The sequence below is a fragment of the Brevibacillus fortis genome (genome assembly GCF_046196545.1).
In the GTDB taxonomy this organism is placed as follows: Bacteria; Bacillota; Bacilli; order Brevibacillales; family Brevibacillaceae; genus Brevibacillus; species Brevibacillus fortis_A.
In genome coordinates, this window is the sequence record NZ_CP176370.1 from 162,501 (window position 1) to 185,499 (window position 22,999).

General features: G+C 46.0%; 30 protein-coding genes (1 of these 30 running past the window's edge). All 30 read left to right on the forward strand.

Annotation, left to right across the window (positions count from 1 at the left end; all coding sequences use genetic code 11):
- Positions 1 to 490 carry the 3' portion of an AAA family ATPase gene (locus tag ACKKE8_RS00950; protein ID WP_409176575.1) on the forward strand. Its footprint begins 914 nt before the window's first position, so 490 of the gene's 1,404 nt are visible here — the last part of the coding sequence; its start codon lies off the left edge, out of view; the stop codon is at positions 488 to 490.
- An 11-nt stretch (positions 491 to 501) separates the two neighbouring features.
- Complete coding sequence (locus ACKKE8_RS00955; RefSeq protein ID WP_409176576.1) at positions 502 to 1,989, forward strand: CpaF family protein; 1,488 nt, start codon at positions 502 to 504, stop codon at positions 1,987 to 1,989.
- An 11-nt stretch (positions 1,990 to 2,000) separates the two neighbouring features.
- The gene (locus ACKKE8_RS00960; protein WP_409176577.1) at positions 2,001 to 2,897 is read left to right on the forward strand and encodes a type II secretion system F family protein; all 897 of its coding nucleotides are present in this window, start codon (positions 2,001 to 2,003) and stop codon (positions 2,895 to 2,897) included.
- Positions 2,898 to 2,908: 11 nt separating this feature from the next.
- The gene (locus ACKKE8_RS00965) at positions 2,909 to 3,823 is read left to right on the forward strand and encodes a type II secretion system F family protein (RefSeq protein ID WP_409176578.1); all 915 of its coding nucleotides are present in this window, start codon (positions 2,909 to 2,911) and stop codon (positions 3,821 to 3,823) included.
- Between the two features lie 90 nt (positions 3,824 to 3,913).
- Positions 3,914 to 4,090 (forward strand): pilus assembly protein, encoded by a 177-nt coding sequence (locus ACKKE8_RS00970; protein WP_409176579.1) that lies wholly within the window; start codon positions 3,914 to 3,916, stop codon positions 4,088 to 4,090.
- Entirely contained in the window at positions 4,087 to 4,584 is a 498-nt protein-coding gene (locus ACKKE8_RS00975) for a prepilin peptidase (RefSeq protein ID WP_409176580.1), read from the forward strand. The genes ACKKE8_RS00970 and ACKKE8_RS00975 overlap by 4 nt, the downstream gene beginning before the upstream one ends.
- On the forward strand, positions 4,581 to 5,012 hold the full coding sequence (locus ACKKE8_RS00980; protein ID WP_409176581.1) for a TadE/TadG family type IV pilus assembly protein: 432 nt from the start codon (positions 4,581 to 4,583) through the stop codon (positions 5,010 to 5,012). The genes ACKKE8_RS00975 and ACKKE8_RS00980 overlap by 4 nt, the downstream gene beginning before the upstream one ends.
- Positions 5,009 to 5,518 carry a hypothetical protein gene (locus ACKKE8_RS00985; protein ID WP_409176582.1) on the forward strand — a complete coding sequence of 170 codons (510 nt, stop codon included), beginning with the start codon at positions 5,009 to 5,011 and terminating at the stop codon, positions 5,516 to 5,518. Before ACKKE8_RS00980 ends, ACKKE8_RS00985 begins: the two co-directional genes overlap by 4 nt.
- A gap of 97 nt (positions 5,519 to 5,615) precedes the next feature.
- Positions 5,616 to 6,233, forward strand: a complete 618-nt coding sequence (locus tag ACKKE8_RS00990; RefSeq protein WP_409179054.1) for a hypothetical protein — start codon at positions 5,616 to 5,618, stop codon at positions 6,231 to 6,233.
- A gap of 108 nt (positions 6,234 to 6,341) precedes the next feature.
- Positions 6,342 to 6,620 (forward strand): hypothetical protein, encoded by a 279-nt coding sequence (locus tag ACKKE8_RS00995; RefSeq protein WP_017246987.1) that lies wholly within the window; start codon positions 6,342 to 6,344, stop codon positions 6,618 to 6,620.
- Between the two features lie 148 nt (positions 6,621 to 6,768).
- Positions 6,769 to 7,533 (forward strand): hypothetical protein, encoded by a 765-nt coding sequence (locus tag ACKKE8_RS01000; RefSeq protein ID WP_047074825.1) that lies wholly within the window; start codon positions 6,769 to 6,771, stop codon positions 7,531 to 7,533.
- A 2-nt stretch (positions 7,534 to 7,535) separates the two neighbouring features.
- A complete protein-coding gene (locus ACKKE8_RS01005) occupies positions 7,536 to 8,414 on the forward strand; it encodes a hypothetical protein (protein WP_409176583.1) in 879 nt (292 codons plus the stop codon).
- Positions 8,411 to 9,199, forward strand: a complete 789-nt coding sequence (locus ACKKE8_RS01010) for an SAF domain-containing protein (RefSeq protein ID WP_409176584.1) — start codon at positions 8,411 to 8,413, stop codon at positions 9,197 to 9,199. The genes ACKKE8_RS01005 and ACKKE8_RS01010 overlap by 4 nt, the downstream gene beginning before the upstream one ends.
- Entirely contained in the window at positions 9,196 to 10,314 is a 1,119-nt protein-coding gene (locus tag ACKKE8_RS01015; RefSeq protein ID WP_409176585.1) for a hypothetical protein, read from the forward strand. The genes ACKKE8_RS01010 and ACKKE8_RS01015 overlap by 4 nt, the downstream gene beginning before the upstream one ends.
- Complete coding sequence (locus ACKKE8_RS01020) at positions 10,314 to 11,666, forward strand: ATPase, T2SS/T4P/T4SS family (protein ID WP_409176586.1); 1,353 nt, start codon at positions 10,314 to 10,316, stop codon at positions 11,664 to 11,666. Before ACKKE8_RS01015 ends, ACKKE8_RS01020 begins: the two co-directional genes overlap by 1 nt.
- A 191-nt stretch (positions 11,667 to 11,857) precedes the next feature.
- Positions 11,858 to 12,562 carry a hypothetical protein gene (locus ACKKE8_RS01025; RefSeq protein ID WP_261375967.1) on the forward strand — a complete coding sequence of 235 codons (705 nt, stop codon included), beginning with the start codon at positions 11,858 to 11,860 and terminating at the stop codon, positions 12,560 to 12,562.
- Positions 12,562 to 13,401: a hypothetical protein gene (locus ACKKE8_RS01030; protein WP_409176587.1), complete on the forward strand. Its 840-nt coding sequence runs from the start codon at positions 12,562 to 12,564 to the stop codon at positions 13,399 to 13,401. The genes ACKKE8_RS01025 and ACKKE8_RS01030 overlap by 1 nt, the downstream gene beginning before the upstream one ends.
- Positions 13,402 to 13,414: 13 nt before the next feature.
- On the forward strand, positions 13,415 to 13,561 hold the full coding sequence (locus ACKKE8_RS01035) for a hypothetical protein (protein WP_007725181.1): 147 nt from the start codon (positions 13,415 to 13,417) through the stop codon (positions 13,559 to 13,561).
- A gap of 29 nt (positions 13,562 to 13,590) precedes the next feature.
- Positions 13,591 to 13,794 (forward strand): hypothetical protein, encoded by a 204-nt coding sequence (locus ACKKE8_RS01040; protein ID WP_007725184.1) that lies wholly within the window; start codon positions 13,591 to 13,593, stop codon positions 13,792 to 13,794.
- A 251-nt stretch (positions 13,795 to 14,045) separates the two neighbouring features.
- The gene (locus tag ACKKE8_RS01045) at positions 14,046 to 14,369 is read left to right on the forward strand and encodes a hypothetical protein (protein WP_409179055.1); all 324 of its coding nucleotides are present in this window, start codon (positions 14,046 to 14,048) and stop codon (positions 14,367 to 14,369) included.
- Positions 14,370 to 14,372: 3 nt separating this feature from the next.
- Entirely contained in the window at positions 14,373 to 14,525 is a 153-nt protein-coding gene (locus ACKKE8_RS01050; RefSeq protein ID WP_007725191.1) for a hypothetical protein, read from the forward strand.
- Positions 14,525 to 14,941 carry a hypothetical protein gene (locus tag ACKKE8_RS01055; protein WP_409176588.1) on the forward strand — a complete coding sequence of 139 codons (417 nt, stop codon included), beginning with the start codon at positions 14,525 to 14,527 and terminating at the stop codon, positions 14,939 to 14,941. Before ACKKE8_RS01050 ends, ACKKE8_RS01055 begins: the two co-directional genes overlap by 1 nt.
- Positions 14,942 to 14,996: 55 nt before the next feature.
- Positions 14,997 to 15,560, forward strand: a complete 564-nt coding sequence (locus ACKKE8_RS01060; RefSeq protein WP_409176589.1) for a hypothetical protein — start codon at positions 14,997 to 14,999, stop codon at positions 15,558 to 15,560.
- A gap of 137 nt (positions 15,561 to 15,697) precedes the next feature.
- The gene (locus ACKKE8_RS01065; protein WP_012683929.1) at positions 15,698 to 16,039 is read left to right on the forward strand and encodes a DUF3870 domain-containing protein; all 342 of its coding nucleotides are present in this window, start codon (positions 15,698 to 15,700) and stop codon (positions 16,037 to 16,039) included.
- A gap of 136 nt (positions 16,040 to 16,175) precedes the next feature.
- Entirely contained in the window at positions 16,176 to 17,114 is a 939-nt protein-coding gene (locus ACKKE8_RS01070; RefSeq protein ID WP_056493419.1) for an ABC transporter permease, read from the forward strand.
- Positions 17,115 to 17,140: 26 nt separating this feature from the next.
- On the forward strand, positions 17,141 to 18,028 hold the full coding sequence (locus tag ACKKE8_RS01075) for an ABC transporter permease (RefSeq protein ID WP_409179056.1): 888 nt from the start codon (positions 17,141 to 17,143) through the stop codon (positions 18,026 to 18,028).
- 5 nt (positions 18,029 to 18,033) lie between these two features.
- A complete protein-coding gene (locus tag ACKKE8_RS01080; RefSeq protein WP_219663772.1) occupies positions 18,034 to 19,059 on the forward strand; it encodes an ABC transporter ATP-binding protein in 1,026 nt (341 codons plus the stop codon).
- A gap of 102 nt (positions 19,060 to 19,161) precedes the next feature.
- Positions 19,162 to 20,820, forward strand: coding sequence for a peptide ABC transporter substrate-binding protein (locus ACKKE8_RS01085; protein WP_409176590.1), 1,659 nt, complete (start codon positions 19,162 to 19,164; stop codon positions 20,818 to 20,820).
- A gap of 150 nt (positions 20,821 to 20,970) precedes the next feature.
- Positions 20,971 to 22,065 carry a dipeptide epimerase gene (locus ACKKE8_RS01090; protein ID WP_409176591.1) on the forward strand — a complete coding sequence of 365 codons (1,095 nt, stop codon included), beginning with the start codon at positions 20,971 to 20,973 and terminating at the stop codon, positions 22,063 to 22,065.
- Position 22,066: 1 nt separating this feature from the next.
- Positions 22,067 to 22,984 (forward strand): NlpC/P60 family protein, encoded by a 918-nt coding sequence (locus ACKKE8_RS01095; protein ID WP_409176592.1) that lies wholly within the window; start codon positions 22,067 to 22,069, stop codon positions 22,982 to 22,984.
- Positions 22,985 to 22,999 lie beyond the last annotated feature (15 nt).

Below are 22,999 nucleotides of genomic sequence, written 5' to 3' on the forward strand. Positions count from 1 at the left end.
TCTCGAAACGTTAAAACAAAGCAACTACGACGTCATTCTTATTGATACGGCTCCTGATACAACAGATGCAACGATTCAAGCTCTATTTTTTGCAGAACATGTCGTGATGGTGGGAAATCCGGTGGTAGACTCCATTGAAAATATTCAACGGTTGCTGAAACTGTTGAGAGAAGCAGAGTACCCTGAAGAACGCATTCAAATTTGCATGAATCGTTTGCAACGGAAAGAAATGTTTACCTTAGATGAAATTCGTGCCTACTTCCAACTTCACCCTAGCAAAAAAATCTTCTCAATACCTGACGATGTGGAAGTAAAAAAATCGATTAACACTGGTACGCCAGTCATGCTCCAGACAGGGAGAATTCCAGCCAAGGAAGCCATTGAGACATTAGGAAAAGCAATGTTTCCCGTAGATGGGGAGCAAATGAAGGCTGCTGAAAAAGAGAAACAAAAAGAGAAAACATCTCTCTTCAAGTGGTTATGGGGATAAGGGAGGGTATCATGTTCGATAAAAAACAGTTACTAGGTATTTCTAATCAAGTCCATATAGCGCATGAATTACGACCACCAGGGAGAGGAATAGCTGGAGTTCCTTCGACGCTTCACGAAAAAATGCAAGCCCCCGATCACGAGCGGACGAATGAAAAATGGGTCGGGACAGATAGAGAAACATCGATTCGTACCCAGATTGTTGAGAAATACGGAAAACGATTATGGGAGGAAAAGCAGTCCCCACTCTTTTTAGATGAGCTGACAACAGATATTCGAATACTGTTGGAGTCGCAAACCACACTGACATCCATTCAAATGGAAGCAGAAGTAAAACGACTGCTGCATTCTTTGACTGGTTGGGGGCCATTGGATGCTTTATTAGAAGATAACGACATCACAGAGATTCTTTTTCATCGTTATAACTATCTCGTCATTGAAAGAAAAAGTACTGGTCGTCTTGAATCGCCAGACGTTGCTGTTTTTCGCGATGAGGAAGAGCTGCTGCGCTTATTGGAACAAATCGCAGCGACAATGGGGCGTGAATTTAATGAAACAAAAGCAGAGTTGCATACACAGCTTCCGGACGGTTCCCGGGTTGCTGCTACGCATCGCTCTATTTCTCCCGATGGTCATATGCTCACGATCAGAAAACACCGTGAGCTACTCAGCGAGACCGACTACTTGCGGTATGGTTCCATTTGCGAGCCGATGCTTCTCTTTTTAAACAGAGCCGTTCATTTATCTCGTGCATCTGGCATTGTTAGTGGAGGAACAGGCTCAGGAAAGACACACATGCTAAATCTAATCTCCCAGTATGTCCCTGATCATTTAAGTATTATTACGATCGAAGATGTTTTGGAGATGAAGCTTCAGCATCCTTTTGTGCGCAGATTTTTAGCGAAACCTGCCAATTATGAGGGGAAGGGTGGGTTTTCGATCAAGGATTGTGTTCGTTTGTCCTTAAGAAAAAGGCCGGATGTCATTATGGTCGGTGAGACACGAGGTGGTGAAATCGTAGATATGCTTTGGGCGATGAATACGGATCACCCTGGTAGCTGGAGCACAGCGCATGCAAACTCACCGCGAGCTTTGGTCGATTCAACATTGCCCATTTTATTTGGAAAAGCGGATGAGGGGTATAGTGCTGAGGAGCGCAATTTAATGATCGGTTCAGCACTGGATCTGATTGTTCAAGTAAAACGTTTTGAAGAAGATGGCAGTCGCAAGGTGGTTGCGATAACGGAGGTAGTGGGGACGGGGCAATCACATGAAGAATGGATAAAACGAGCGTGCAACATTAAACAGGTTCTCCCTGATCGGGTGTATTTGCAGGATATTTACGTGTACGAAGCAACTGGGGTGGAGAATGGGAGAGTAAAGGGTCACTTCAAATGGACAGGCTATCGCCCAGAGCGACTGATTAAGCGATGGCTAGAAAAAGGCCTGTCGCGAGAGGAGATTGAGCAAGTCTTTTTCACCACACCAATACCGCTATAGGAGGGGAAAGCATGGACATTAGCTTACCTGTTGCGATAGGGATGGGGATGGCCCTCCTGTTATTGATCATGCCCAACAAATTGTATATGCGAGAACCGACGGGGAAGCACGAAATCGTAGAAGTGCTGCAACAGGACAGAAGAACAATTTGGAACCAGTTTGAGGAGAGGATGGCGAAATCGCGCTCAGGATGGGGGGTAAACCAGTATGTGACCCTCTCTTTTTTATTGGGGATCGCATCCTTTGGTGTGAGTAGTCAAATCTTGCAGTCTTGGTGGATGGCATTGCCTGCTTTTCTTTCAGGAATTATGTTTACCGAACGGTTGGTGAGTGTATGGGGAGCTCGTCGAAAGGACGATTTCGAAGCAGGAAATGTAAAAGCGATTCGTCTCATGGCCAGTTCCTTACGTACTTCTCCATCGTATTTGCATGCGTTTGAACAGGTAGCGGCTAGTCCATTTTTAGCAGAAATCGTATTAGAGGAATACAGGCGTATTGTAGAGCTATTGCGGGCACAAGTCCCGTTAGAGCACGTAATGAATCGATTCTTTGAACGTACAGGATCAGCAGATGTCAAATATTTAGCGACCATTGTTCACATTCAACGTGAGATGGGCGGAGATATGGCCAAAACGCTCGATTTGGCTGCCTCTTCGATATTGCGGCGCCGACAGTCGCTCCGTAGACAAAAAGCAGCTATGGCTCAGATCGTTGCACAAGTGAATTTACTAAGTGTCATGCCGTTTGTTTTTGTCATTGCGCTGTATGTAAACAATCCCAATCATTTCGACCCACTAACGGCCACAGTGGGGGGACGGTTGCTTATTTTGGGAAGCTTGGCTTCTATTTTGATTGGGGGAGAAGCAATTCGTTATGTTGCGCATAAAAGCATAAGCAGAGGAGCATAGGAGAGGGTGCAATGTTCGTTCTCGTTCTCAGTATATTGGTGAGTGTTGCTATATTTCTGTACGGCTTGTCGTATTGTGTGAGTAAGGGAGAACCAATCTCCGCCACACTTTTTGGCAGGATTGACTCCGAGAAACAAGCCAAGCTTGAGCAATCGTTTCAACAAGGACGAAAAAGGTGGACACTGGTTCGAAGCTTGGAGAAAAATCAGGTACTGCTACAGCATTTCTATAAATGGACAGGTGTCGATAAGAAAAAAATAGAGGAAACATTGGCGCGTCTGTGGATCGATATAAGCCTGACAGAGATTGTTTTGTTCCGGCTCATCAGTATGTGTTTCATCGCTTCATCTCTAGCTTCATTGGCAATGAACATGGTTAACGGTGAAAAAATCGGTACGGTGAATGGGCTCCCCTTAACGATTAGTTTATTTTTGTACTTGCTGCCGAACATGCTGCTAGATCGGGCGGACAAGCGAGCAAAAGCTGAAATTCGAGAGCAGGTCCCTATCTTTTTCAGCATTGTGCAATCACTGGTGGAAGCAGGAATGCCATTGCAGCAGGCTGTTAAGCAGACAGCGAGACGTTTTGATACCAGACTGGGCAGAGAACTCGCGAGCCTAGAAATGGGAGAAAAAAGGCATGGAAACTGGAGAAAGGCGCTTGAAGAGCTGGCCTTTCGGTGGGAAGTAGATTCGTTGACTACCATCGCGCTGGAGATGAACGAGGCGATGAAAAAAGGGGTTAGCATATCACACATGTTGTCTGTTCAAGTAGAGGAGCAAGTGAGACAACAAGAAGACGAAGCTGCTACCCATATGAATCGGTTAAATATCAGGTTATTGCCTTTTGTCATCTTGTTAATGGGTCTGCCGCTGTTGTTCTTGGTGATGGGTCCTGCATTCATCGGCATCGGAGAAAGCTTGTAGAAAAATAAGCGCATGTAAATATTTTTGCGAGAGGCACTGTCTTTTGGCAGAGTGAAAATAGAACCAAAATCTCAATGAGGAGTGAATGGAATGGGAACCATCGCAGAATACGTCAAGCGTTTTTGGTATGAGGAGGACGGTGTTACGATTGTGGAAATGGTCATTATCATTGCCGTCATCTTGATTGTGCTTATTCCGACACTGACACAACTAGGCACTGCCGAAGACGAGAAGCTGAAGGAACTGCAAGAAAAGATAAGCAAATGACAAACGTAGTCTTGCTTGGTGTGTTAGGAGCGGCAGCATGGATGGATTGGAGACGAAGGAAAATACCGAATACTCTTGTTTTTCCGGCGATTGCTGTTGGCTTATGGTATCAGTGGGCAGGTGAATTATTAGCTGGAGCATTGCTAGGTGTGGCAGGAGCCTTTTTGTTGACAGTTGGTCCCGTATTCTTAAAAGGGATGGGGATGGGGGATCAAAAGTTGCTGATGGCTGTCGGTGCTTGGACGAGCTGGAGTGCGGTGTATACTTTGTTTTTGCACTCCATCGTTTTGTGCCTGATTGTTATGGTGTTCTATCCGCAAAATTGGGCTCGCTTACGCAAGAATCTTCAAATCATAGCAGCCGGATGGTCGGCTCATCGACAAGTATGGCTTCCATGCAGGGAAAAAACAGCCTTCTCATTCCCCTACGCGGTATATTTGCTGGGTGCTTTTGTGTTCCAATCCGTACGAGATGGCATCGGAGCAAGCGGATGATCACACGCATGGGACGACTGATACGTGCGAGGGTGAAAGACGAGCGAGGCAGCCAAATGATTGAGTTTATTTTGGTGTTTCCTTTAGTTTGGATCTTGATCGTATTCTCCTTTGACCAATTCAGCATGATGTACAACAAGCAAAAGGCATTGGCGGCTGCGTATGAGGCAGGGAGAATTGCTGCAGTGCAGCCAAATTTCGGTTTGGCCAAATTCCATGCGAAAGAGCGAGGCACATCGGAATTAGCACAAGGTATCGGAGTCCTTCACAAAGATGTGCAGCTGGAGCTTGATGGGAACGGCTGGAGAAAAGGCAGTCATGTAAAGGCTGAAGCAACAGTTTCATTTCGGCTTCTCGCTACGGGGGAATTATACGAGATAACGGAAAGCTATCACATGATGGTTGAAAATGCGGAGGAGAAGCAATGAATGATTCTTTGCATCATTTTTTGATTCGAGTGAAGGAAGAGCGCGGGGCAACAATGATTACTGTGCTCTTCTTTCTCTTCTGCTTGGGCAGCCTTCTCTCAATCCTGTTATTTTTGGAGCAAACAGATTATCTAAAAATGAAGATGCAACATACAGCAGATCTGATTACCAAAGGAGCGCGTGCGGCTGGAAAATGGGAGTACGTGGATTCAAACGGTGATAAGCAAATCAGATTGTTTGCGACAACAGAAGAAGCTGAACGGCGTGATGCGGATATCATTCGCGGGGCACGTGAAGAAGCGGGGATTCTTTGGAGATTAAACAGGCCGAATCTGGAGGGGACAAGTGATGAGGTTTCTGTTATTCACCAAAAAGGTGAACGGCCTTATTTGTACTTGCAAGGAATCTATCATTTAGAAGTAAAGATTGAAAAGAATATACCTGTATTTTGGGATGAGCTTTTTGTAAAAATGAACAGAGTCTCCCAGTCTGGAGTCTATGAATAAAGTCACAATTTTGAAAAAAGGTACTGTTATTTTTGTCCTAATCCCGCGTGGTAATTTAGTAGTATATTCCAAAAATGGGGATAGGAGTGATATAACAGTGCCCTCAAAAATAGTCGATCGGTACAAACGAATTCTTAACGGGGAGCAAAAGCGTTTTTCCCCGTATGAGTTCGAGGATGTGCAGTACCGAAAGCAAAAAGTCCAATTAGTTGTTAGATATGCGATTGAAAATGTAAAAAGATGGACTCCAGAGCAAGCTCGGCGTGAATTGAGCTTGCAAGATGTCAAAGAACTGAAGCTACATTTGGTGAGAGAATTTATTGAGCCGCCTATCGAGGCAAAATCTGAGGATGTGTATTATTTCGTCGAATTTGCATATCCGTATTTACCTCGGCTTTCAGAAGAGCAACGAGTGTTATGGGTTTACCAAGAAGTGCTTTCTGGCATAAGACGTCATTTTCCCCCAGCTTATTTTCAGAGCATAAAGGGTGAGGAACGGGCAAAAATATGCGTCGACTATATGTGCAAGCATCTACTTAAGCTGGCAGATTTGCGTCAACTGCCAAGTATTTTCAGCAAAACAGAGAGAGCATATACGCTCCTGAAAACATATAAACTCAAGATTCTCGTTGATACACTCTACTTTTCACCATTTGATATGGTCACTGAAATGTATCCCAAACTTAGTGATCCCTCTTATTGGGAAGAGTTATAAAAATATTTGCACAACCCTGCTGTCTTTTTTTACGGTAGAGATAGTTTCATAGGCTTATAAGCAGATGAAACGGCCGTACTCTACAGGTGAGAGAAGGAGGCGTTGCGTATGGCAACAGTAGAGGCTCACCAGAAATGCTCTGCATCCGTGGAGCAGCTTCTAGGGCGACAAGTACGCTACCAGAAGCACAAACCCGGCAGGTATCTTTCAGTGGAAAGAGTTCCGCAGGGAGCGTTCCAGATCGAATCCGTACATCGATTTGGAGACAGAGTAGTACTCAATGACGGGCTGATTGTAATGGAGAATGCTCCAACCGTCATGGAGCGCGGGGGAAGGATCGCTCTTCTTTTCGCGACCGGAGAAGAACTTTACTTTGTAACGGAGTAGGTTCTCTTAATCGCCTTGCACGGGTGCGTGTGAGGCGACCCATAAAGCGAAATGCCTGGTTTATCAGGCTAAATAAGATTCGACGAGTTGAGAATGCTGTTGGAAAATATCTATCGCTCTATAAAAAGGAAAATGGGGGTATTTTGACGTGTTGGCAAAGAGTGCAATCGAATTAGTCAACCGCTGCTATGAGGAGACAAACAAGCTGACATTGTTGTCATTGGAAGAGTTTAAGGAATCCTTTATTGCTTTTGTTTTTGGAGATTACCAGGAAGAGTTTATGGTTCAGTATGATCTGGAAGAGTTTTATGAGCATCTGAATCAGCTTCAGTTATCGAATTGCCGGAGAGATTTTGATCGAGCAGTTGAGGAATGGTACATCACAGAGTATGGAAGCGGGTATAAAGGCGTCAATTATCATGACATTTTGTTTACGCTAGTAAAGGAAGCAGTCGTTCAATACCAATCGCCCAATCGGATAGCACTCATCCGAGACGTAACCAAGCTCCTTACTATGCCAAATGGATTCCTTGCCCGTTGGCAAAATGGGCAGATACGTGAGCGTCCCATCCCCACATATTTTAAATACTTGATGAAGCTCGGAGTACGTACACATGAAGATATTGAAACGTTGGTAGACATGTGGCTGGTAGAGTACCCAAACGCATTTAATAAAAAGCAGCAGGAGCTATTTGCCAATCCACCGAGAAGAGGAAGACCTAACAACGTCGAGCTCGCTCTATTAATCGAGCTAGCCATGAAAGTGAGACCAGAAATGACAGCCCAGGAACGGGAGCGACTGCGCAAAATATACTATTATCATCGCAAGTCCCTCACTGTTCGAGAGATGGTTGAGAAATTTGAGAAGTACATTGCCAGTAAAAATAAATCAAATGATTCCCAGGTGGGATAATCATGTTTCGCCAAATGAGCCGCTTTGTCTCCAGGTTCCGTGATTTGGAGCAGCAGGAGTTTTCACAGTCAATTGAGGAAGAGCGGCAATGGAGAGTACTTAAAGAAAAGCTTGCTTCGCCACAAATAGTTGAGCAACAAGAGTCGTATCAACGTAAATGTATTGTCGTTATGAGTTTGTACGCACAGGCTGGAGCTAGTTTTCTTGCAAGTAACCTAGCGTATGCATGGTCAGGAAAAGGCATTCCTGTCACTCTTTGCGAGGTACCAAAAGTGACTTCCTATTATTATTTTGCACTTGATTTTGAACGTAGAGTTCGACAACAAGTAAGAGATTCTCCTACACCATCGCTCCTCATGCAGAATAACCATCTTCGCATCCAGATAGAATCCCCAGCACAACTTCAGCACGAATCTTCTCAAACAGATACAGCCAACTGGTTACTACGGATTTGTAAGGATAGTCCCATTGTTGTCATTGATGTTTCTTCCTACTGGAATGATATCCACTCCAAACAAATTTTTGAGCATGCCGACGAAATATGGGTAGTATTTGATGCAGATTTAGCTAGACTTACCCGTTTATTCCTGGTAGATCCAGCCCCTGCTTGGTGGAAGACAGAAAGAAGAAAAATAAAAATGATAGCAAACAAGTGGAATAGCCAATTGTCTAGGACAAGCATCATGAAAAAAGTAGAAGGAACTCTCTCCCTATGGGATCAGCAGCCTGGAGCTACACAGGTAACTGACATGATTCCGTTGATGGATGGAGAGAAAACAGCAATGGCCAGCGCCAAAGCCAACCTACTGTTGGAGCTTTTCCCGGAGGAAGAAATTGAGTTTCAGTCATTGATTCATGCTTATAAAGGAAGGGTGTTATGAAGAAGCAAACATTGCTTGTCATTTGCTTAATTTCGTTTCTGCTAGCAGGGTCGTCCTTTTACGTAGCGACTCAATATATTGACGCGATGGCTGCGGAAAAGCTGTTTGCCCCAGTTGTAAAGGTAGCTGCAGGGAAAGAAATATCAGCCTTCGAGCCGATTACACAAGATGATGTGATACTTGTACAGGAAGAAGTGGATGAAATTCTTCCAGGTTCAGCGCGCGATTTGGATACTGTTCTGGGGAAAAGAAGCACGCAGACTATATACGAAGGCGAGCAATTATTAGTGGAAAAGCTGACAGATTCGCAGCTTTTACCGGAAAAAGGGGAGGCGCGCTACGAGTTCCCCCTACTATCCATTCATCCTTTAACGGAATTACGCAAAGGCGATCATGTGAAAATTTGGGTCAAATACAAGAGTCTCTCGGAGTTGCAGGACTATCCTGCACCACTGCATTTTCGAAAAACCAATGATACGGCAGATTTGTTATTTGAAAGTCAGCTTGCAAGCGTGAGGGACAGTAACGGTATCGAGATCTATACATTAAAACCGAGCTTTTTGCCATCGCCTGATCAGATGGATTCCATCTTTCATGGATCACGAGAAAAGCCGTTGCAGAATGGCGAAAAACGATATCGTGACTACCGGGTTCAGCCAACAGCACTACCTGCTTTTATTGGCTTTAATTTGACAGACGAGGAGTATGTGATAGTAAGCGAGGCAATGTCATATGGGATGCTTCATGTAGGTCATATCATGGGTTCAAAGGAGCAAGCGTTATGAAAATTTTAGTTTGTTATCCGATGAAGTCACTCGCCAAGACGTATATGCCTGTGTACAGTGATGTGCTGGTAGCTGAGTCGGCGGAGGAGTTTTCACGGCTTGTACAGCTTTATATGCCAGAAGCTACCGTGATCTTTTCCGAAATGTTCAACTCTCCCGTTTGGGAATGGCTTCCGGCCCTGAAAGCACAACTCCCGCCAAACTCACCGTTAATTATTGTTCCTCTCTATCGGGATGAGAAGATGATCGAGAAGGTAGCGGAGGAGTCCGGGCTGGAGCATGTATACCTGTTATCAGCCCATTTATCTCAAGAAGAAATACGCCATCAAATCAGTCTGATTCTAGGCCTCGTGCAAGAGTGTGCAGATATCGGATCGTCAAAAGAAAAAGGGCTCGTTTACGCTTTATTGAGCTACGGAGCTTCTGGCATTACTACCTTTTGTATTAATTATCCCGTCATACTAGCGAGGCAGCATCCTGAAAAGCGAATTGTCGTACTTGATATGAATGACGCTAAGCCGGATTTAACACGTTTCTTCAAACTCCAACAACATCAATTATCTTTATTTCGCCCGGACTTTATTGATATACAAACATCTGCCAAGCGTAACTGGAGCAATGTCTGCAAACAGAGCACACACTTGCCTAATCTGTATTACGCCCATGCTGCTAGCAAATGGAAAAGTTCGGAATTAAGCAATCTAATTAGTGTGTTTCGCATGCAATTTGACTATGTATACGTCGATTGGGGTTACTGCTTTCCTGAGTCTGAGACTCTACAGCGGTTGCTTCATACCGTTGACCGCAATCTTTTATTCGTGAGAGCTGATCCCTTTAGTATCGATAGTGCCAGAGAGTGGCTGCACAAATGGAGAGAAAGAGGAGTGAAATGCGAGGTTCTGCTCAGTCACTTAGATTCTGGGCAACCCTTTCGAATCGGGGAGGATGTTTCGGTCTACGGTGTAGTACCACGCATTTCGGAGAGCAGGCTCATGCAATCTCATCAGAGCGGCAGTGTATTAATAGAAGAGTTTTTCCCTCCCAAATCGTACATCAGCAGTTTGAAGGAAATTGCTAAGGCACAATATATGGATAAAAGTGCGGTGTTTTGCTGATGAGAGGGATAGAACGAGAACAACCGGTTGGATCGGACATCCAAACCATTGACGACATTAAACAAGTAGCCAGAGATTATTTAAATCATTTTGGCAAAACTCGAGAAGAGAAGCTAGAGATGCAACGAATTCTCGCTTTGGCAGAACAGGGAGATCGTGATAGTCACAACCATATTATTCTTCGCTTGCAGCATTATTTTGAGGAAGTCCTCCAACGACCAGTAACCGAACAAATTTTGCCGCATGTTAACGGTTACGAAGGTCTCACCTTTTCTACATACGGGTGGGGCATACTCGATGCCGTCCTCCATTTGTCTCCATGGGTAGAGGAAGTGCGAATTTCTGCAAACCGAAACATTGCCTACTTGGAGCAAGGGATCAAAAAATTTCTCTCTTACACACCAAGCTGGAAAGAGGTTGAAACCCTTCAACAAAAGCTGACCAATACAGCGGGTCTGTCTTTTAACGAGAAAAAACCTAGATTGAGCGGATACTTACATTCACTAAAAGCGAGACTGACCATGTTCACTTTCCCTTATTCCAGAGTACCGACCATTCTGGTTAGACGATTTACAACGCCTACTTTTTCACTCGACCAACTTCGTACACAGCAACAGCCAGCTTTTGACGAAAGAATTCAATGGCTAATGGAACAGCAAGTGTACGGACGCAGCAATGTACTGGTTATTGGACCGATGGCTGCAGGGAAAACAACGTTAATGATGTGTATGATGAAGCTGAAGGACTCTCGGACAGAATATATCACGATCTTTGAGAGTGAACATGAGATGCGATTTGGTGATATTTGGCCAGGCGAAGTGATTGAACTCCAAAACGTGGAGGAAATCGGCATTGAATTAGGGCATTGCTTCAAAGACATGTACCGATCAACTGCAAATACGATTTTGATTGGAGAAATTCGCGAGCCTATAGAAGCGTACCATTTTATAAATGCTGGAATCAGAGGGACGGACGCTACAATCGGAGCGATGCACGAACGATTTGCTCATAGAGCGTTACATGATTTGACTGATCTTGTTTATCAATACGGAGGGCGGAGTGTCGAGTTGACACAGGAGCGGATTAGCAGGGCAGTCAATTTTGTCAATTCGCTTACATACCGCAACAGTGGTCACCGTTTTATTGATGCCATTCATACAACGGAGTGGAATTCATCTTTTAACCGAGTCGAATCTATTCCCCTTGTAGGTCGCAACATGCAGACGGGAGCTTATGAATGGACGGGAAATCAACTGAGCCCACATTTAGTTGAATACATGTGTTATGTCGGTAAAGCAGACATTGAAGTATTGAAAGAGCTACGTCTTACCGATCTAGGCAGGCAGCTATGATTTACACATTTCTTTTCCCGGTGTTTCTATGTCTCTTCTCTGGCTTTCTGTTTCTCGGTCTACACCTGTATAAGGGATGGAGAAGTTCGCGCGTATTCTTCCCGCGTACAGTTGAGGTATGGAGAGAGAAATTTTTAAGGCATTCTACCAGGCGCATGATATATGAACGCTTTGATCGATGGTGTCAAATCGTGGGAGGTACACCAGAAGGTTACTTATTACTATCCATGATTGGTGGGATAGCGGGATTCATCTCGGGTATTTTGCTAGGAAATATGATTGTATCTTTGTCGCTTTTTCTCTTATTCCTCTTGCTGCCAACACTGATTCTATATGCACGCTATACCGTACAAATGAATAAAAAAATCAGCTCATTCTGTCGTTTCGTAGAGTTGTTTGCCCGTTATTATAACAGTCGCAAAAACATTGTCCTTACCTTTCGCGAAATGATAGAGGAATGTCCCAAGGAGTTATTGCCTGACCTCCTTCTGCTGAACAATAGCCTATCGGATGGGGGAAACTCGGTTGCAGCAGTGGAACAATTTGCGCAGAGACTGGACCATCCGTGGGCTTTTGATTTCGCAACGTATATTTCCAGCGGTTTGGAGGGAGAAACAGAAGATATTCAATCACCTCTAAATCGGTTAACGAATGAGATGTTTGTACAACAAGACGAAAAGCATGAGCGTGATAGTGAAATATACTCCATTTGGATCAGCCTGCTTATCGTCATAGCGATTTGCATTTGTTTGATCCCCTACAACCAAGGGTTGCTTCAAGATTCCTATCGTCTCTATTTCTACACGCCAGATGGACAGGCCATATTAGCGATTGCTGCGACTGTGTGGACTTTTTCGATCCTGTTGGCGTTTATTTGGGGAAGGAGATATCGCTAATGCCAATGCTAGTCATGTATACCTACCTTGGATTAGGCGCACTATTTGTTTTTAGTGCAACATTTATGATCGGGAAGTATTTGTTTCACAAGAAAAAGCCAAAGCTGTTTGTTTCCGGAGTGTGGTGGGAAAAGTGGGAGCAGGCACTCAAACCTGAAGAAGACGACAAATGGGATCAGTTACTATCACGAGCAGGAAGGCCTTTTGGGTGGGGAAAACCGGAGTGGGTGTTTCTGCAATTGTTGACTGGAAGTACCGTTTGCATCCTGATTCTTATGTGGGTCGTCGTAAGTCGAATGGAATCATTTCCACTTCTGTCGATGTGCCTGGCATCTGCAGGGAGTTACATGCTTCCGTACATGGGCTTGAAGATGTGGGCAAATCACAGGGAGGATATGCTTAGCACAGATATCGCTAGATTTATCAATCGCTATGTGACCCTCCTAGAAAATCAGGTGCCCATTTACAATGCCATGGTCAAGGCAGCAAGACCGACTAGAAAGCTAAAGGAGTATATCCCTACTTTATCTGAGTGGAACAGAGACTCTAATGAGGCACTTGAGAGCTTTAAACGCAAAATTGGCGTCGACGACGGAATTATCCTCGTATCGAGCATGCGTACAATTGAGACGTTGAGCGAAGGACAAGTAAGTGCAACTATGCAACGAATGGAGTGGGCTGTCGATCACCGAAGAATGTTCCGTCATCGAAAAAAGATAAAGTCTTTAGGGATTGGCTACACGGTCATTGTTTATCCGGCATTTTACATGGGGTTATTGGTAGCTATGTTTCCCTGGTATAAGCTGCTTACAGAAATTCTGGATAAATATTTGATCTGAGGAGGAGCAACTCATGACCAAGTTATTATCTATCATCATGTGCATCGTTTTCTCTTTAGGAATAATCGTTTCTAGCTTGTCCGAAATAAACACATCGGTAGTGAGAGAAGACGGGCTGAGAGATCGAGCAGTTGGGTGGATCGACAAAGCCATACCTTAAATCACGTATGAGAAAAGGGGAAATTCGAGATGTCAAAAATGTTTTTTATATTTTTAGCATGCGTCATGGTGTTAGGGATCGGTGTCAGCAGTTATGGCAATGAGTTAAGCCCGGCGGCAAACGATTCTGCCGAGAGCATTAACCAATCCATCACATCGCTGAACTACGATACCCGAAATGAAAACATCAACTTCAGGATGCAAAACGGCACATCCTATACGTCGTCAAACTGATGCTGCACATTCATGTTCTTCTCATCATTTCGATTATGGTAGGGAGCTTGTGCGCGGTGCTTTGGAATCTCCAGCCAGAGGAGCAGCTTAAACAGACACAACAAGAAAGGGTGTATCGAGCAGCGACGGTCATCTTCCATTAAAGAGGAGCTGGCGTTTCTAAAACGATGGTGAAAGCAAAAGTCTTTCTTATTTGTCTACTTGTCCTTCTATTGGTCACTTCCGCATTGGGAGCTTACCACTTGTATGCAATGGAAAGGGCGATTGCCCGTGGAATCTATGCTGACTTACTGGATGATATGCAGGACATCGGGTACTTGGAGCCTACGTTAGCAGATTACTATTTACTGAAAATGAAAGAACTGGGTTGGGAAGTGACAGAGGGTGCGTTTGCTGGAAGCTGGCCTCGAACCGAGAACGAGCGAGCTCGCAAAGAGCGGCAGGAGGCGATTACCTTGTCGGTTACCATCCAGCCTTCAAAAGTAACCCAATGGCTGCACAAATTTGTGGAGGGGGATACATCCTTTTCCTTTACGGGAAGCAGGCCGTCCGAATACTTTGATCCAGGGTGGTAGTGCATGAATAAAATGATTAGCATTTTGGCTGTAATGGCTATTGTTTTGCCTTTGACAGTAGGTTTGCTTCTCACCGGTCCGCAAAATCTCCTTTCGGCATGCACGCAGTTTTTCGGTGATTTGCTAGCTGAAGTAACGCGTTTTGGTACAGGCTAATGGGTCAATTAATCGCTGTGATTCTGAACATTATGGTGATGCTACTCGTTCCATTAGGACTTTTACAGGTACATACGGTTGTTCAGGCCAGAAACGAATTATTGGAAGTGAGCGCGGCCGCTACAAAATACGTCAGCAACCACGGGGGGACGAGTGAGGCCAACTTGCAACAAGAGGTACGGGCATTGATCGCTCGGGAGCTGAGGGAGAAAAAGTTTTCCGTTCCAGATCAGGACCTGTCTGTCAGTGTCACTCGCACTCGTTCACTTGATCCCGTCCTATGGAGTCACGAAGATGAATTTGTTGTGGAGCTGGCAATTCCATACCCCCGCTTTACCTCATGGATTCCAATGCCGGCTGATTCCTTGCAAGTTCAAAGAATAGGTACAGTTAACATTATGGACTACGATCTGTAAAAGCTCCTGTTAGGAGGCAATCGTTACGGGTATAAACATCTTATCCATTTCTACGATGCTGTTCTTTTTGCTGGTAGGTATGTTTATTGTAGATGCAGACATCGCCATGCAGAAAAAAACAGAAGTGAAAATACTCCTGGAGTTGTCTAATCATCACGCCACCTTTGCTGTTGATCCTGTATTGAAAACAGAGGGTGTGATTGATCTGCTCGAAGACGAGGCTCTTGAACGTTTTGATGACAGAATGTACGAGAATGGTGGATATCGTCGTGAGCAAGCCATGTTCGTCCCTCAAGCAGACAGTGTGACCACTGATCCCATTCCTTTTTCGCGTTATTATGTGGATTTCCGTTCGTGGCGCAATGATCTCCAATTACGCCTACAGTACAATGGGACAACACTTGTAACAGAGCGGGCAACGAAAGGACCAGCTCGTTCTGGAGGTGGGATGCTGCAGATTACCGTCGTAACTGAGCATGGGGAGGAACTGCAGCTCGCACCGAAGACTATGGTCGGTCCATCCCATGTTGTCGTTGCCTACATCGACGAGCGACCGTTTCTGCCGATATTGCCCCCACATTCGTTTCCAGTCGTATCTGTAGAAGAACTGAAAGATTAGTCAGACTTATTTACAAATTGCAAATTTTTCTGGTACTATGTAGGAAAGTGCTTACCCAGCTTGCGATTGTGAGGAAGTCGCTCTCCGAACATCCCGTTTGCCGGTCCGTTAAGCATAGTAAAAGTGGGGTTATGGATTTGTTTGATAAAGATACCATTTATATCGTAGGCGATGCACAGTCCTCTTCGAACAATCCGATTACACAGCAATTCAGTGCTTTTTTTATCGGATTGGTAGTCGATACTTCCAACGACAAGATCGTAGATGCGGCCTGTTCCTCCACGGTTCAACTGACGTCTGACTTTGCTCGGTCGATCTTTATCGGTCATTCAATTATGGCGTCGGAGGAAATTGGCGAAGAGATTCGCTTTCGGTATTTTGGATCTTCCCAAAAAACATTGATCGCAGCGTTCAAGGACGCGCAAAAGAAGTACAAACAAGCAGTTTCCACGAGAAATAAAGCCACAGTCACCAAATGAATACACCCGCTGCTTTATTTATTCGTATGCACGGCATACACGTAAGTAAAACCCAGCAAATGCCATGATCGCGTGCATTTGCTGGGTTTTTTGCTTATTACGAGAGGTCAGTTTTTGATGAAAAGGAGGAGAGTCCTTGCTATCTTTTGTCTTCCGCAGATTTATCTCCATGATCGTGACGTTATGGCTCATCATTACCCTCACCTTTTTCCTGATGCATGCCGTTCCAGGATCTCCTTTTGAAAGAGAAGGAAAGGCATTAGACCCAGCGGTGGAAGCTAACCTCAATGCCTATTACAACCTGGATAAGCCGCTACTGGTCCAATACGGGCTGTACTTACAAAAGCTGGTGCAATTTGATCTCGGGCCATCTCTTGCCAACAGTTCAGATACTGTCAACAAAATGATTGCCCGTGGATTCCCCGTCTCTTTTCAACTCGGTCTGATTTCGGTCGTCTTTGCGATTGTCACTGGTATCGCACTTGGTGTGATCGCCGCGCTACGACATAACCGTCTCATTGATTACCTTGCCATGATTATTGCTGTTATCGGGATATCTGTTCCCAGCTTTGTTGTCGCTTCCTTATTAATTAAATATTTGGCGGTCGAATGGAAGCTGTTGCCGACTGCAACATGGGGTACTTGGCAGCATGTGATTATGCCAGCGCTTGCTTTGGCGTTTGGTCCGATTGCGATTATCGCTCGTTTGACCCGTACCAACATGCTGGAAGTGTTGACCCAGGAATATATTGAAACCGCTCGTGCAAAAGGGCTGTCTCCGGCGACGATCGTGTTGAAGCACGCACTGCGTAATGCGATTTTGCCTGTCGTCACGCTTTTAGGCGCACTGATTGCCAATGTTTTAACGGGAAGCTTTGTGATCGAAAAAATATTTGCGATTCCTGGGATGGGGAAATATTTCGTCGCTGGCATTAATAACCGTGACTATTCCGTCATTATGGGAACGACCGTCTTCTATAGCGCACTTTTGATTTTCCTGATGTTTGTCGTCGACGTCCTGTACGGCATCATTGATCCACGAATTAAGCTACATCGAAAGGAGAGCGAAGGATGATCGTTTCTGATGATTTATTTATCCCCATGCGAAAAGACAACCTCAATGCGGAAGCGATTGTGCGACCTCAACTGACGTTTTGGCAAGAAGCTTGGCTTCGTCTGAGAGGAAACAAGCTGGCCCTGATGGGGTTGGTGGTTATTATCCTGCTTGGGGTTATGGCTACGATTGGACCGATGATCTCTGGTCATGAATACGCCAAACAGTCGATTATTATGAAAAACAAACCGCCATCGGAAGCGAACTGGTTTGGTACCGATGATTTTGGGCGCGATGTGTTCACTCGTGTTTGGTATGGTGCGCGCATTTCCCTGTTTGTTGGTTTGACGGCAGCTCTTATCGATTTTTTCATTGGTGTCTTGTATGGAGGAATTGCTGGATATTTCGGCGGACGAATCGATAATATCATGATGCGCTTCGTCGACATTTTGTATGGCCTTCCTTATTTGTTGGTTGTGATTTTGCTGATGGTCGTCATGGGGCCAGGACTTTTAACCATTATTATCGCGTTAAGTGCGACAGGCTGGATCGGGATGGCGCGGACTGTGCGTGGTCAGGTCCTGCAAATGAAAAACTCCGAGTACGTACTGGCTGCAAAAACAATGGGGGCAAAGCCTTTTTACATCATTCGCAAGCACCTGCTGCCCAACACAATTGGCATCATCATTGTCTATGTCACGTTATCTGTTCCATCTGCGATTTTTGCAGAGGCGTTTCTGAGCTTCCTCGGTCTCGGTATTCAGGCGCCAATGGCTAGCTGGGGTGTGATGGCGAACGATGGGCTTTCCACCATTTTGTCCGGTCATTGGTGGCGACTCTTTTTCCCTGCTTTCCTAATCTCGCTGACGATGCTCGCGTTCAACGTGCTCGGTGATGGCTTGCGCGATGCGTTCGATCCGAAGTCAAGGAGGTAGGCAACATGGATAAAACGGAAAAGCTGCTGGAAGTCAGTGGGCTTCGGGTCACATTCAAGACGCATGGTGGTGAAGTAAACGCTGTTCGGGACGTGAACTTTACCTTGAACAAAGGGGAGACACTGGCGATTGTTGGTGAATCCGGATGTGGGAAAAGCGTGACTGCAAGGAGCATCATGCGATTGATCCCGGAGCATATCGGAAAAATTGCGGGTGGAAGCATTCATTTTAAAGGACAGGACCTGGCAAAGCTGCCGGAAAAGCAAATGCGCGAGCTGCGTGGGAAAGAAATCTCCATGATCTTTCAAGATGCGATGACGTCACTCAACCCGACCATCACCATTGGTGAGCAGATTATGGAAGGAATCATTCGCCATCAAAAGGTCGCCAGAAGCGAAGCCAAGCGGCAAGCGATTGAAATTCTCACCTTGGTCGGAATCGCCAATCCAGAAAGTCGTCTCAAGCAGTACCTCCATCAGTTCAGTGGTGGGATGCGCCAACGGATCATGATTGCGATTGCGCTTGTCTGTAAGCCGTCCATTCTGATTGCGGATGAGCCTACGACAGCGTTGGATGTAACGATTCAGGCACAAATCATCGAGCTGTTCAAAAGCATTCAGCAAAAGACGGGAGTCTCGATCATTATTATCACGCATGATTTGGGAGTCGTCGCCAAGATTGCGGATCGGGTCAACGTCATGTATGCCGGAAAAGTGGTAGAGTCCGGACCTGTTCGCGACATTTTTTACAATCCGCAGCATCCGTACACCAAAGGCTTGCTGGCGTCGATGCCTCGTTTGGATGCGGATCGCTCTATTCCGCTCAGCCCAATACCTGGAACACCCCCGGATTTGTTCAGCCCGCCAATTGGCTGTGCATTCGCTGCGCGCTGTGACTACGCGTTGGAAGTATGCCGGAATTACCAGCCTGCGGAGACCCATGTCCATAGCAAACACGCGGTTTCCTGTTGGTTGCAGGACCCACGTGCGAAGAAGTTGCTGGCGTCGATGCAGCCACCAACGGGGACCTGATTCATGGATGTCGAGGGCAGTGCATTCGTGTAAAAGAGGGTGTCGTCTGACGGCGCTATCCTTTTACGTCATACAAAAACAAAAAATAAGGGGGAAGAAACAGTGAAAAAACTATCAACATTGTTGCTGACGGCTACGCTGGGTGTGTCCATGCTCATGGCTGGATGTACATCGGGTCAACCAGCTGCACCGAGTGAGCCTGCACCAGGCAACACGGCTCAGCCAAACGCTCCGACGCCGGGCGATCAAGCGGCAAAGCTCCTGTTGCTGAATAATATCAAGGAACCGACGTCATTGGACCCGCCGATTGGCTTCGATGAGCCGTCCTATAACATTTTGAACAACTTGATGGAAGGCTTGACCCGCCTGGACGAAAATCAAAAGCCTCAACCAGCGGCCGCTTCCGAATGGAAAATTTCTGAAGATGGGAAAACCTACACCTTTACCCTGCGTGACAACAAGTGGTCCAATGGTGAACTGGTAAAGGCTCAGGACTTCGAATTCGCGTGGAAACGCATGCTTGATCCTGCACTGGCATCTCCGGCAGCATCCCTCGCGTACATTATTGAGGGAGCGGAGGCATATAACAGCGGGAAAGGACCGGCGGATGGCGTAAAAGTAAAAGCCGTAGACGACAAGACACTAGAGGTCGTTCTCGCCCAACCAGCTTCCTGGACGCTCCTGTTGGCATCCAACCCAGCTTTCTTCCCTGTACACAAAGCAACTGTAGAAAAAGATCCGAAATGGGCAGCAGAAGCAGCAAGCTTTGTCGGAAACGGACCTTTCAAGCTGACAGAGTGGGCGCATGACAGCGAACTGAAAATGATGAAGAGCGATACGTACTGGGATGCAGCAAACGTAACGCTGCCTGGTGCCGTTTGGAAAATGATTGATGACGAGAATACCGAGTATCAAATGTTTACGAACGAAGAGCTCCACAGAACAACAACCGTTCCTGCAGACATGGCAGACCAATTGTTCAAAGAAGGCAAAGTATTCGTGCGTGATGGAGCAGGTACAGAGTTCTATCGTTTCAACGTAACGAAGGAGCCATTTGATAACGCCAATATTCGAAAAGCCTTTAGCTTGGCGATTGACCGTCAGACACTAGTCGATCTGGTGCTGATGCGTCAACAAAAACCTGGAACAGGCTTCGTATCTTATGGTTTGCCTGATGCCAACGGTGAAGGACAATTCCGTGAAGTAGGCGGCGAATTGGTGAAGTTCAACCCAGAAGAAGCGAAGAAGCTCCTGGAACAAGGAATGAAAGAAAAAGGCTACACAAAGCTGCCAGAGGTTACACTCACGTACCGCAGCGGAACGGCGAACGAAAAAACGGCACAAGCCGCGCAAGAAATGTGGAAGCAAACGCTGGGCGTAGATGTGAAGCTGCAAAAAGTAGAGGGAAAAGTTTTGACGGATATGCAAAAGCAATTGCAGTATCAAATCGCTCGTTCTTCCTGGTTGCCTGACTTCGGTGATGCGATCAACTTCCTCGATATTTTCCAATCGAAGGCAGCAAGCAATCGTACGGGCTGGAGCAATGCGCAATTCGACAAGCTGATCCAAGACGCATACAAGGAGCCAGACGATGCAAAACGTCTGAAGCTGCTGCATGATGCAGAAAAAATCTTGTTGGATGAAGCACCTATCGCACCATTGTACTTCTACAACACTTCCTTGCTCTCAAGCGACAAAGTGAGCGGTGTACAAAGCTCTTCACTTAGCTACACAGACCTGAGAAAAGCTGTCGTGAAGTAAGAAAGAGTGAGTTGGGAGAAGTCATTTCAGGCGGATGGAATGACTCTCCCCCTTTTTTGCTAGAATTTTTAATAGTGCTATAATTTAGTATGTCTATTAGAAAAAACACAGCTAAAGAAAGCACGAGTGCTGGAGAAGATGGAGGAAAACATGATTATTCAAGCCATCGAAGTAAAAAGAATATCTGTTCCATTGAAAAAGCCTTTTAAAACGGCTTTGCGTACGGTGCATAGTCTGGAATCGATTCTGGTGAAAATCACCTGCGACAACGGTATGGTTGGGTGGGGCGAAGCTTCGGCTACCGTCGTCATTACCGGAGATAGCATCGAGAGCATCGAGTCGGCGATTATGAATACGATGAGACCTCAGCTCATCGGCTTGAATTTGCTTGCCTATGAACGAGTTTTTCAAACCTTGCATCAAGCCATGGTAGGAAATACGAGTGCAAAGGCAGCAGTAGACATTGCGTTGTACGACCTCATTTCTCAGCGGGCGGGAATGCCGTTGTATCAATTCCTCGGTGGCTACCGTGACCAATTGGAGACTGATTATACCGTCAGCGTGAACTCCCCGAAAGAAATGGGCGAGGATGCGGCCGCCTATCTCAAGCAAGGATTTAACGTACTGAAAATCAAGGTCGGCAAGGACAATATCGAGGATGACATTTTGCGCATCCAGGAAATTCGCAAATCTGTGGGCAATCAGGTGAAGATTCGTCTTGATGCCAACCAGGGATGGAATGTAAAAGAAGCGGTGCAATCCATTCGCAAAATGGAGGACATGGGTCTTGGCATCGAACTCATTGAGCAGCCTGTAAAAGCGCATGATCTGGAAGGCTTGAAGCGGGTAACAGATTCGGTCGATACACCCATCATGGCTGACGAGAGTGTGTTTTCACCAGCGCAGGCCCTGCAGGTTTTGCAGAACCGTGCGGCTGACATGATTAATATCAAGCTGATGAAGGCTGGCGGCATTTACAAAGCACAATTGATCAACCAATTGGCTGAAGAGCACGGTATTCCATGCATGGTTGGCAGCATGATCGAATCGCGTCTGGCTGTATCAGCAGCAGCTCATTTTGCAGCCAGCAAGAAAAACATCACCCGCTTTGATTTTGATGCTCCGTTGATGCTTTTGCATGATGGTATAGAAGGTGGCGTAACATACGAGGGCCGCTTGATGCGCATGCCAGAAGATTTTGGGCTCGGCATTCGTTCCGTCAGCCTGTGGGAGGGGGAGAACTAAGATGAAATCTGCCATTGTTTCTGTCTCTGTCGCCACTGTGTGGACCAAGCCGGAGTCGCCGCGTGATATTGACCAAGTAGCACTCCAATCCCCGGTAGATGCACGAAGCTGGCTCGCTTCCCTTACTGTGGAGGAGAAGCTTGGTTTTTACGACCAAAACGCGATTCAAACCCAAGCGCTGTACGGTACGCCCGTAGAGGTAGTCGAGGAGCAAGGGGAATGGTCTCAAATTCTGATTCCTGATCAGACTACGAACAAAAACGCAACAGGCTACCCGGGCTGGGTTCCGTCTCGCCAGTTAGCCCCGTGGTCAGAGGCCTTTGAGGTACAGCAAGGCCAAAAGCTGGCGATGGTCACAGCGGCGTTTACCCATCTACATACACCTGACCAAAAACCAGACATGGAGCTTGCCTTTTTGACCAAACTGCCGCTGATTGAGGAAACCGCAGACTGGGTAACGGTAGCGACACCATACGGCATAGGACTTTTGCCAAAAGTAGATGTACAAATCGTGAAAGCAAACGAGCCCATTGAGCTTTCCGGTAATCGTGGAGAGGCAATCGTAGAAGCGGGCAAGCGATTCATCAACCTGCATTATTTATGGGGCGGCATGTCTTCTTACGGGTATGATTGCTCAGGATTTGCGTACAACATGCACCGTTCTGTCGGTCTCCAGATTCCGCGTGATGCATCTGATCAGGCAAAAGCCGGACAGCTTGTGGAAAAAGAAGCTTTGCTTCCGGGCGATCTGTTGTTTTTTGCCCATGAAGAAGGGAAAGGCAGAGTCCATCATGTGGGCATTTACATGGGGAATGGCGAAATGATTCATTCTCCGGATTCGCGAAGTGCCATCGAGATCGTCAAGCTGGATGGTTACAAGCTCGAAAAGGAACATTGCGTCTCCAGACGATACTGGTAAACGGATAACGGGGAG

Excerpts from the sequence above, each read along its gene's own strand:
- ACKKE8_RS00955 (WP_409176576.1), top strand. The coding sequence starts at position 502 with ATGTTCGATAAAAAACAGTTACTAGGTATTTCTAATCAAGTCCATATA.
- ACKKE8_RS00960 (WP_409176577.1), top strand. The coding sequence starts at position 2,001 with ATGGACATTAGCTTACCTGTTGCGATAGGGATGGGGATGGCCCTCCTG.
- ACKKE8_RS00965 (WP_409176578.1), top strand. The coding sequence starts at position 2,909 with ATGTTCGTTCTCGTTCTCAGTATATTGGTGAGTGTTGCTATATTTCTG.
- ACKKE8_RS00970 (WP_409176579.1), top strand. The coding sequence starts at position 3,914 with ATGGGAACCATCGCAGAATACGTCAAGCGTTTTTGGTATGAGGAGGAC.
- ACKKE8_RS00975 (WP_409176580.1), top strand. The coding sequence starts at position 4,087 with ATGACAAACGTAGTCTTGCTTGGTGTGTTAGGAGCGGCAGCATGGATG.
- ACKKE8_RS00980 (WP_409176581.1), top strand. The coding sequence starts at position 4,581 with ATGATCACACGCATGGGACGACTGATACGTGCGAGGGTGAAAGACGAG.
- ACKKE8_RS00985 (WP_409176582.1), top strand. The coding sequence starts at position 5,009 with ATGAATGATTCTTTGCATCATTTTTTGATTCGAGTGAAGGAAGAGCGC.
- ACKKE8_RS00995 (WP_017246987.1), top strand. The coding sequence starts at position 6,342 with ATGGCAACAGTAGAGGCTCACCAGAAATGCTCTGCATCCGTGGAGCAG.
- ACKKE8_RS01005 (WP_409176583.1), top strand. The coding sequence starts at position 7,536 with ATGTTTCGCCAAATGAGCCGCTTTGTCTCCAGGTTCCGTGATTTGGAG.
- ACKKE8_RS01010 (WP_409176584.1), top strand. The coding sequence starts at position 8,411 with ATGAAGAAGCAAACATTGCTTGTCATTTGCTTAATTTCGTTTCTGCTA.
- ACKKE8_RS01015 (WP_409176585.1), top strand. The coding sequence starts at position 9,196 with ATGAAAATTTTAGTTTGTTATCCGATGAAGTCACTCGCCAAGACGTAT.
- ACKKE8_RS01020 (WP_409176586.1), top strand. The coding sequence starts at position 10,314 with ATGAGAGGGATAGAACGAGAACAACCGGTTGGATCGGACATCCAAACC.
- ACKKE8_RS01030 (WP_409176587.1), top strand. The coding sequence starts at position 12,562 with ATGCCAATGCTAGTCATGTATACCTACCTTGGATTAGGCGCACTATTT.
- ACKKE8_RS01035 (WP_007725181.1), top strand. The coding sequence starts at position 13,415 with ATGACCAAGTTATTATCTATCATCATGTGCATCGTTTTCTCTTTAGGA.
- ACKKE8_RS01040 (WP_007725184.1), top strand. The coding sequence starts at position 13,591 with ATGTCAAAAATGTTTTTTATATTTTTAGCATGCGTCATGGTGTTAGGG.
- ACKKE8_RS01045 (WP_409179055.1), top strand. The coding sequence starts at position 14,046 with ATGGAAAGGGCGATTGCCCGTGGAATCTATGCTGACTTACTGGATGAT.
- ACKKE8_RS01050 (WP_007725191.1), top strand. The coding sequence starts at position 14,373 with ATGAATAAAATGATTAGCATTTTGGCTGTAATGGCTATTGTTTTGCCT.
- ACKKE8_RS01055 (WP_409176588.1), top strand. The coding sequence starts at position 14,525 with ATGGGTCAATTAATCGCTGTGATTCTGAACATTATGGTGATGCTACTC.
- ACKKE8_RS01060 (WP_409176589.1), top strand. The coding sequence starts at position 14,997 with ATGCTGTTCTTTTTGCTGGTAGGTATGTTTATTGTAGATGCAGACATC.
- ACKKE8_RS01075 (WP_409179056.1), top strand. The coding sequence starts at position 17,141 with ATGCGAAAAGACAACCTCAATGCGGAAGCGATTGTGCGACCTCAACTG.
- ACKKE8_RS01080 (WP_219663772.1), top strand. The coding sequence starts at position 18,034 with ATGGATAAAACGGAAAAGCTGCTGGAAGTCAGTGGGCTTCGGGTCACA.
- ACKKE8_RS01090 (WP_409176591.1), top strand. The coding sequence starts at position 20,971 with ATGATTATTCAAGCCATCGAAGTAAAAAGAATATCTGTTCCATTGAAA.
- ACKKE8_RS01095 (WP_409176592.1), top strand. The coding sequence starts at position 22,067 with ATGAAATCTGCCATTGTTTCTGTCTCTGTCGCCACTGTGTGGACCAAG.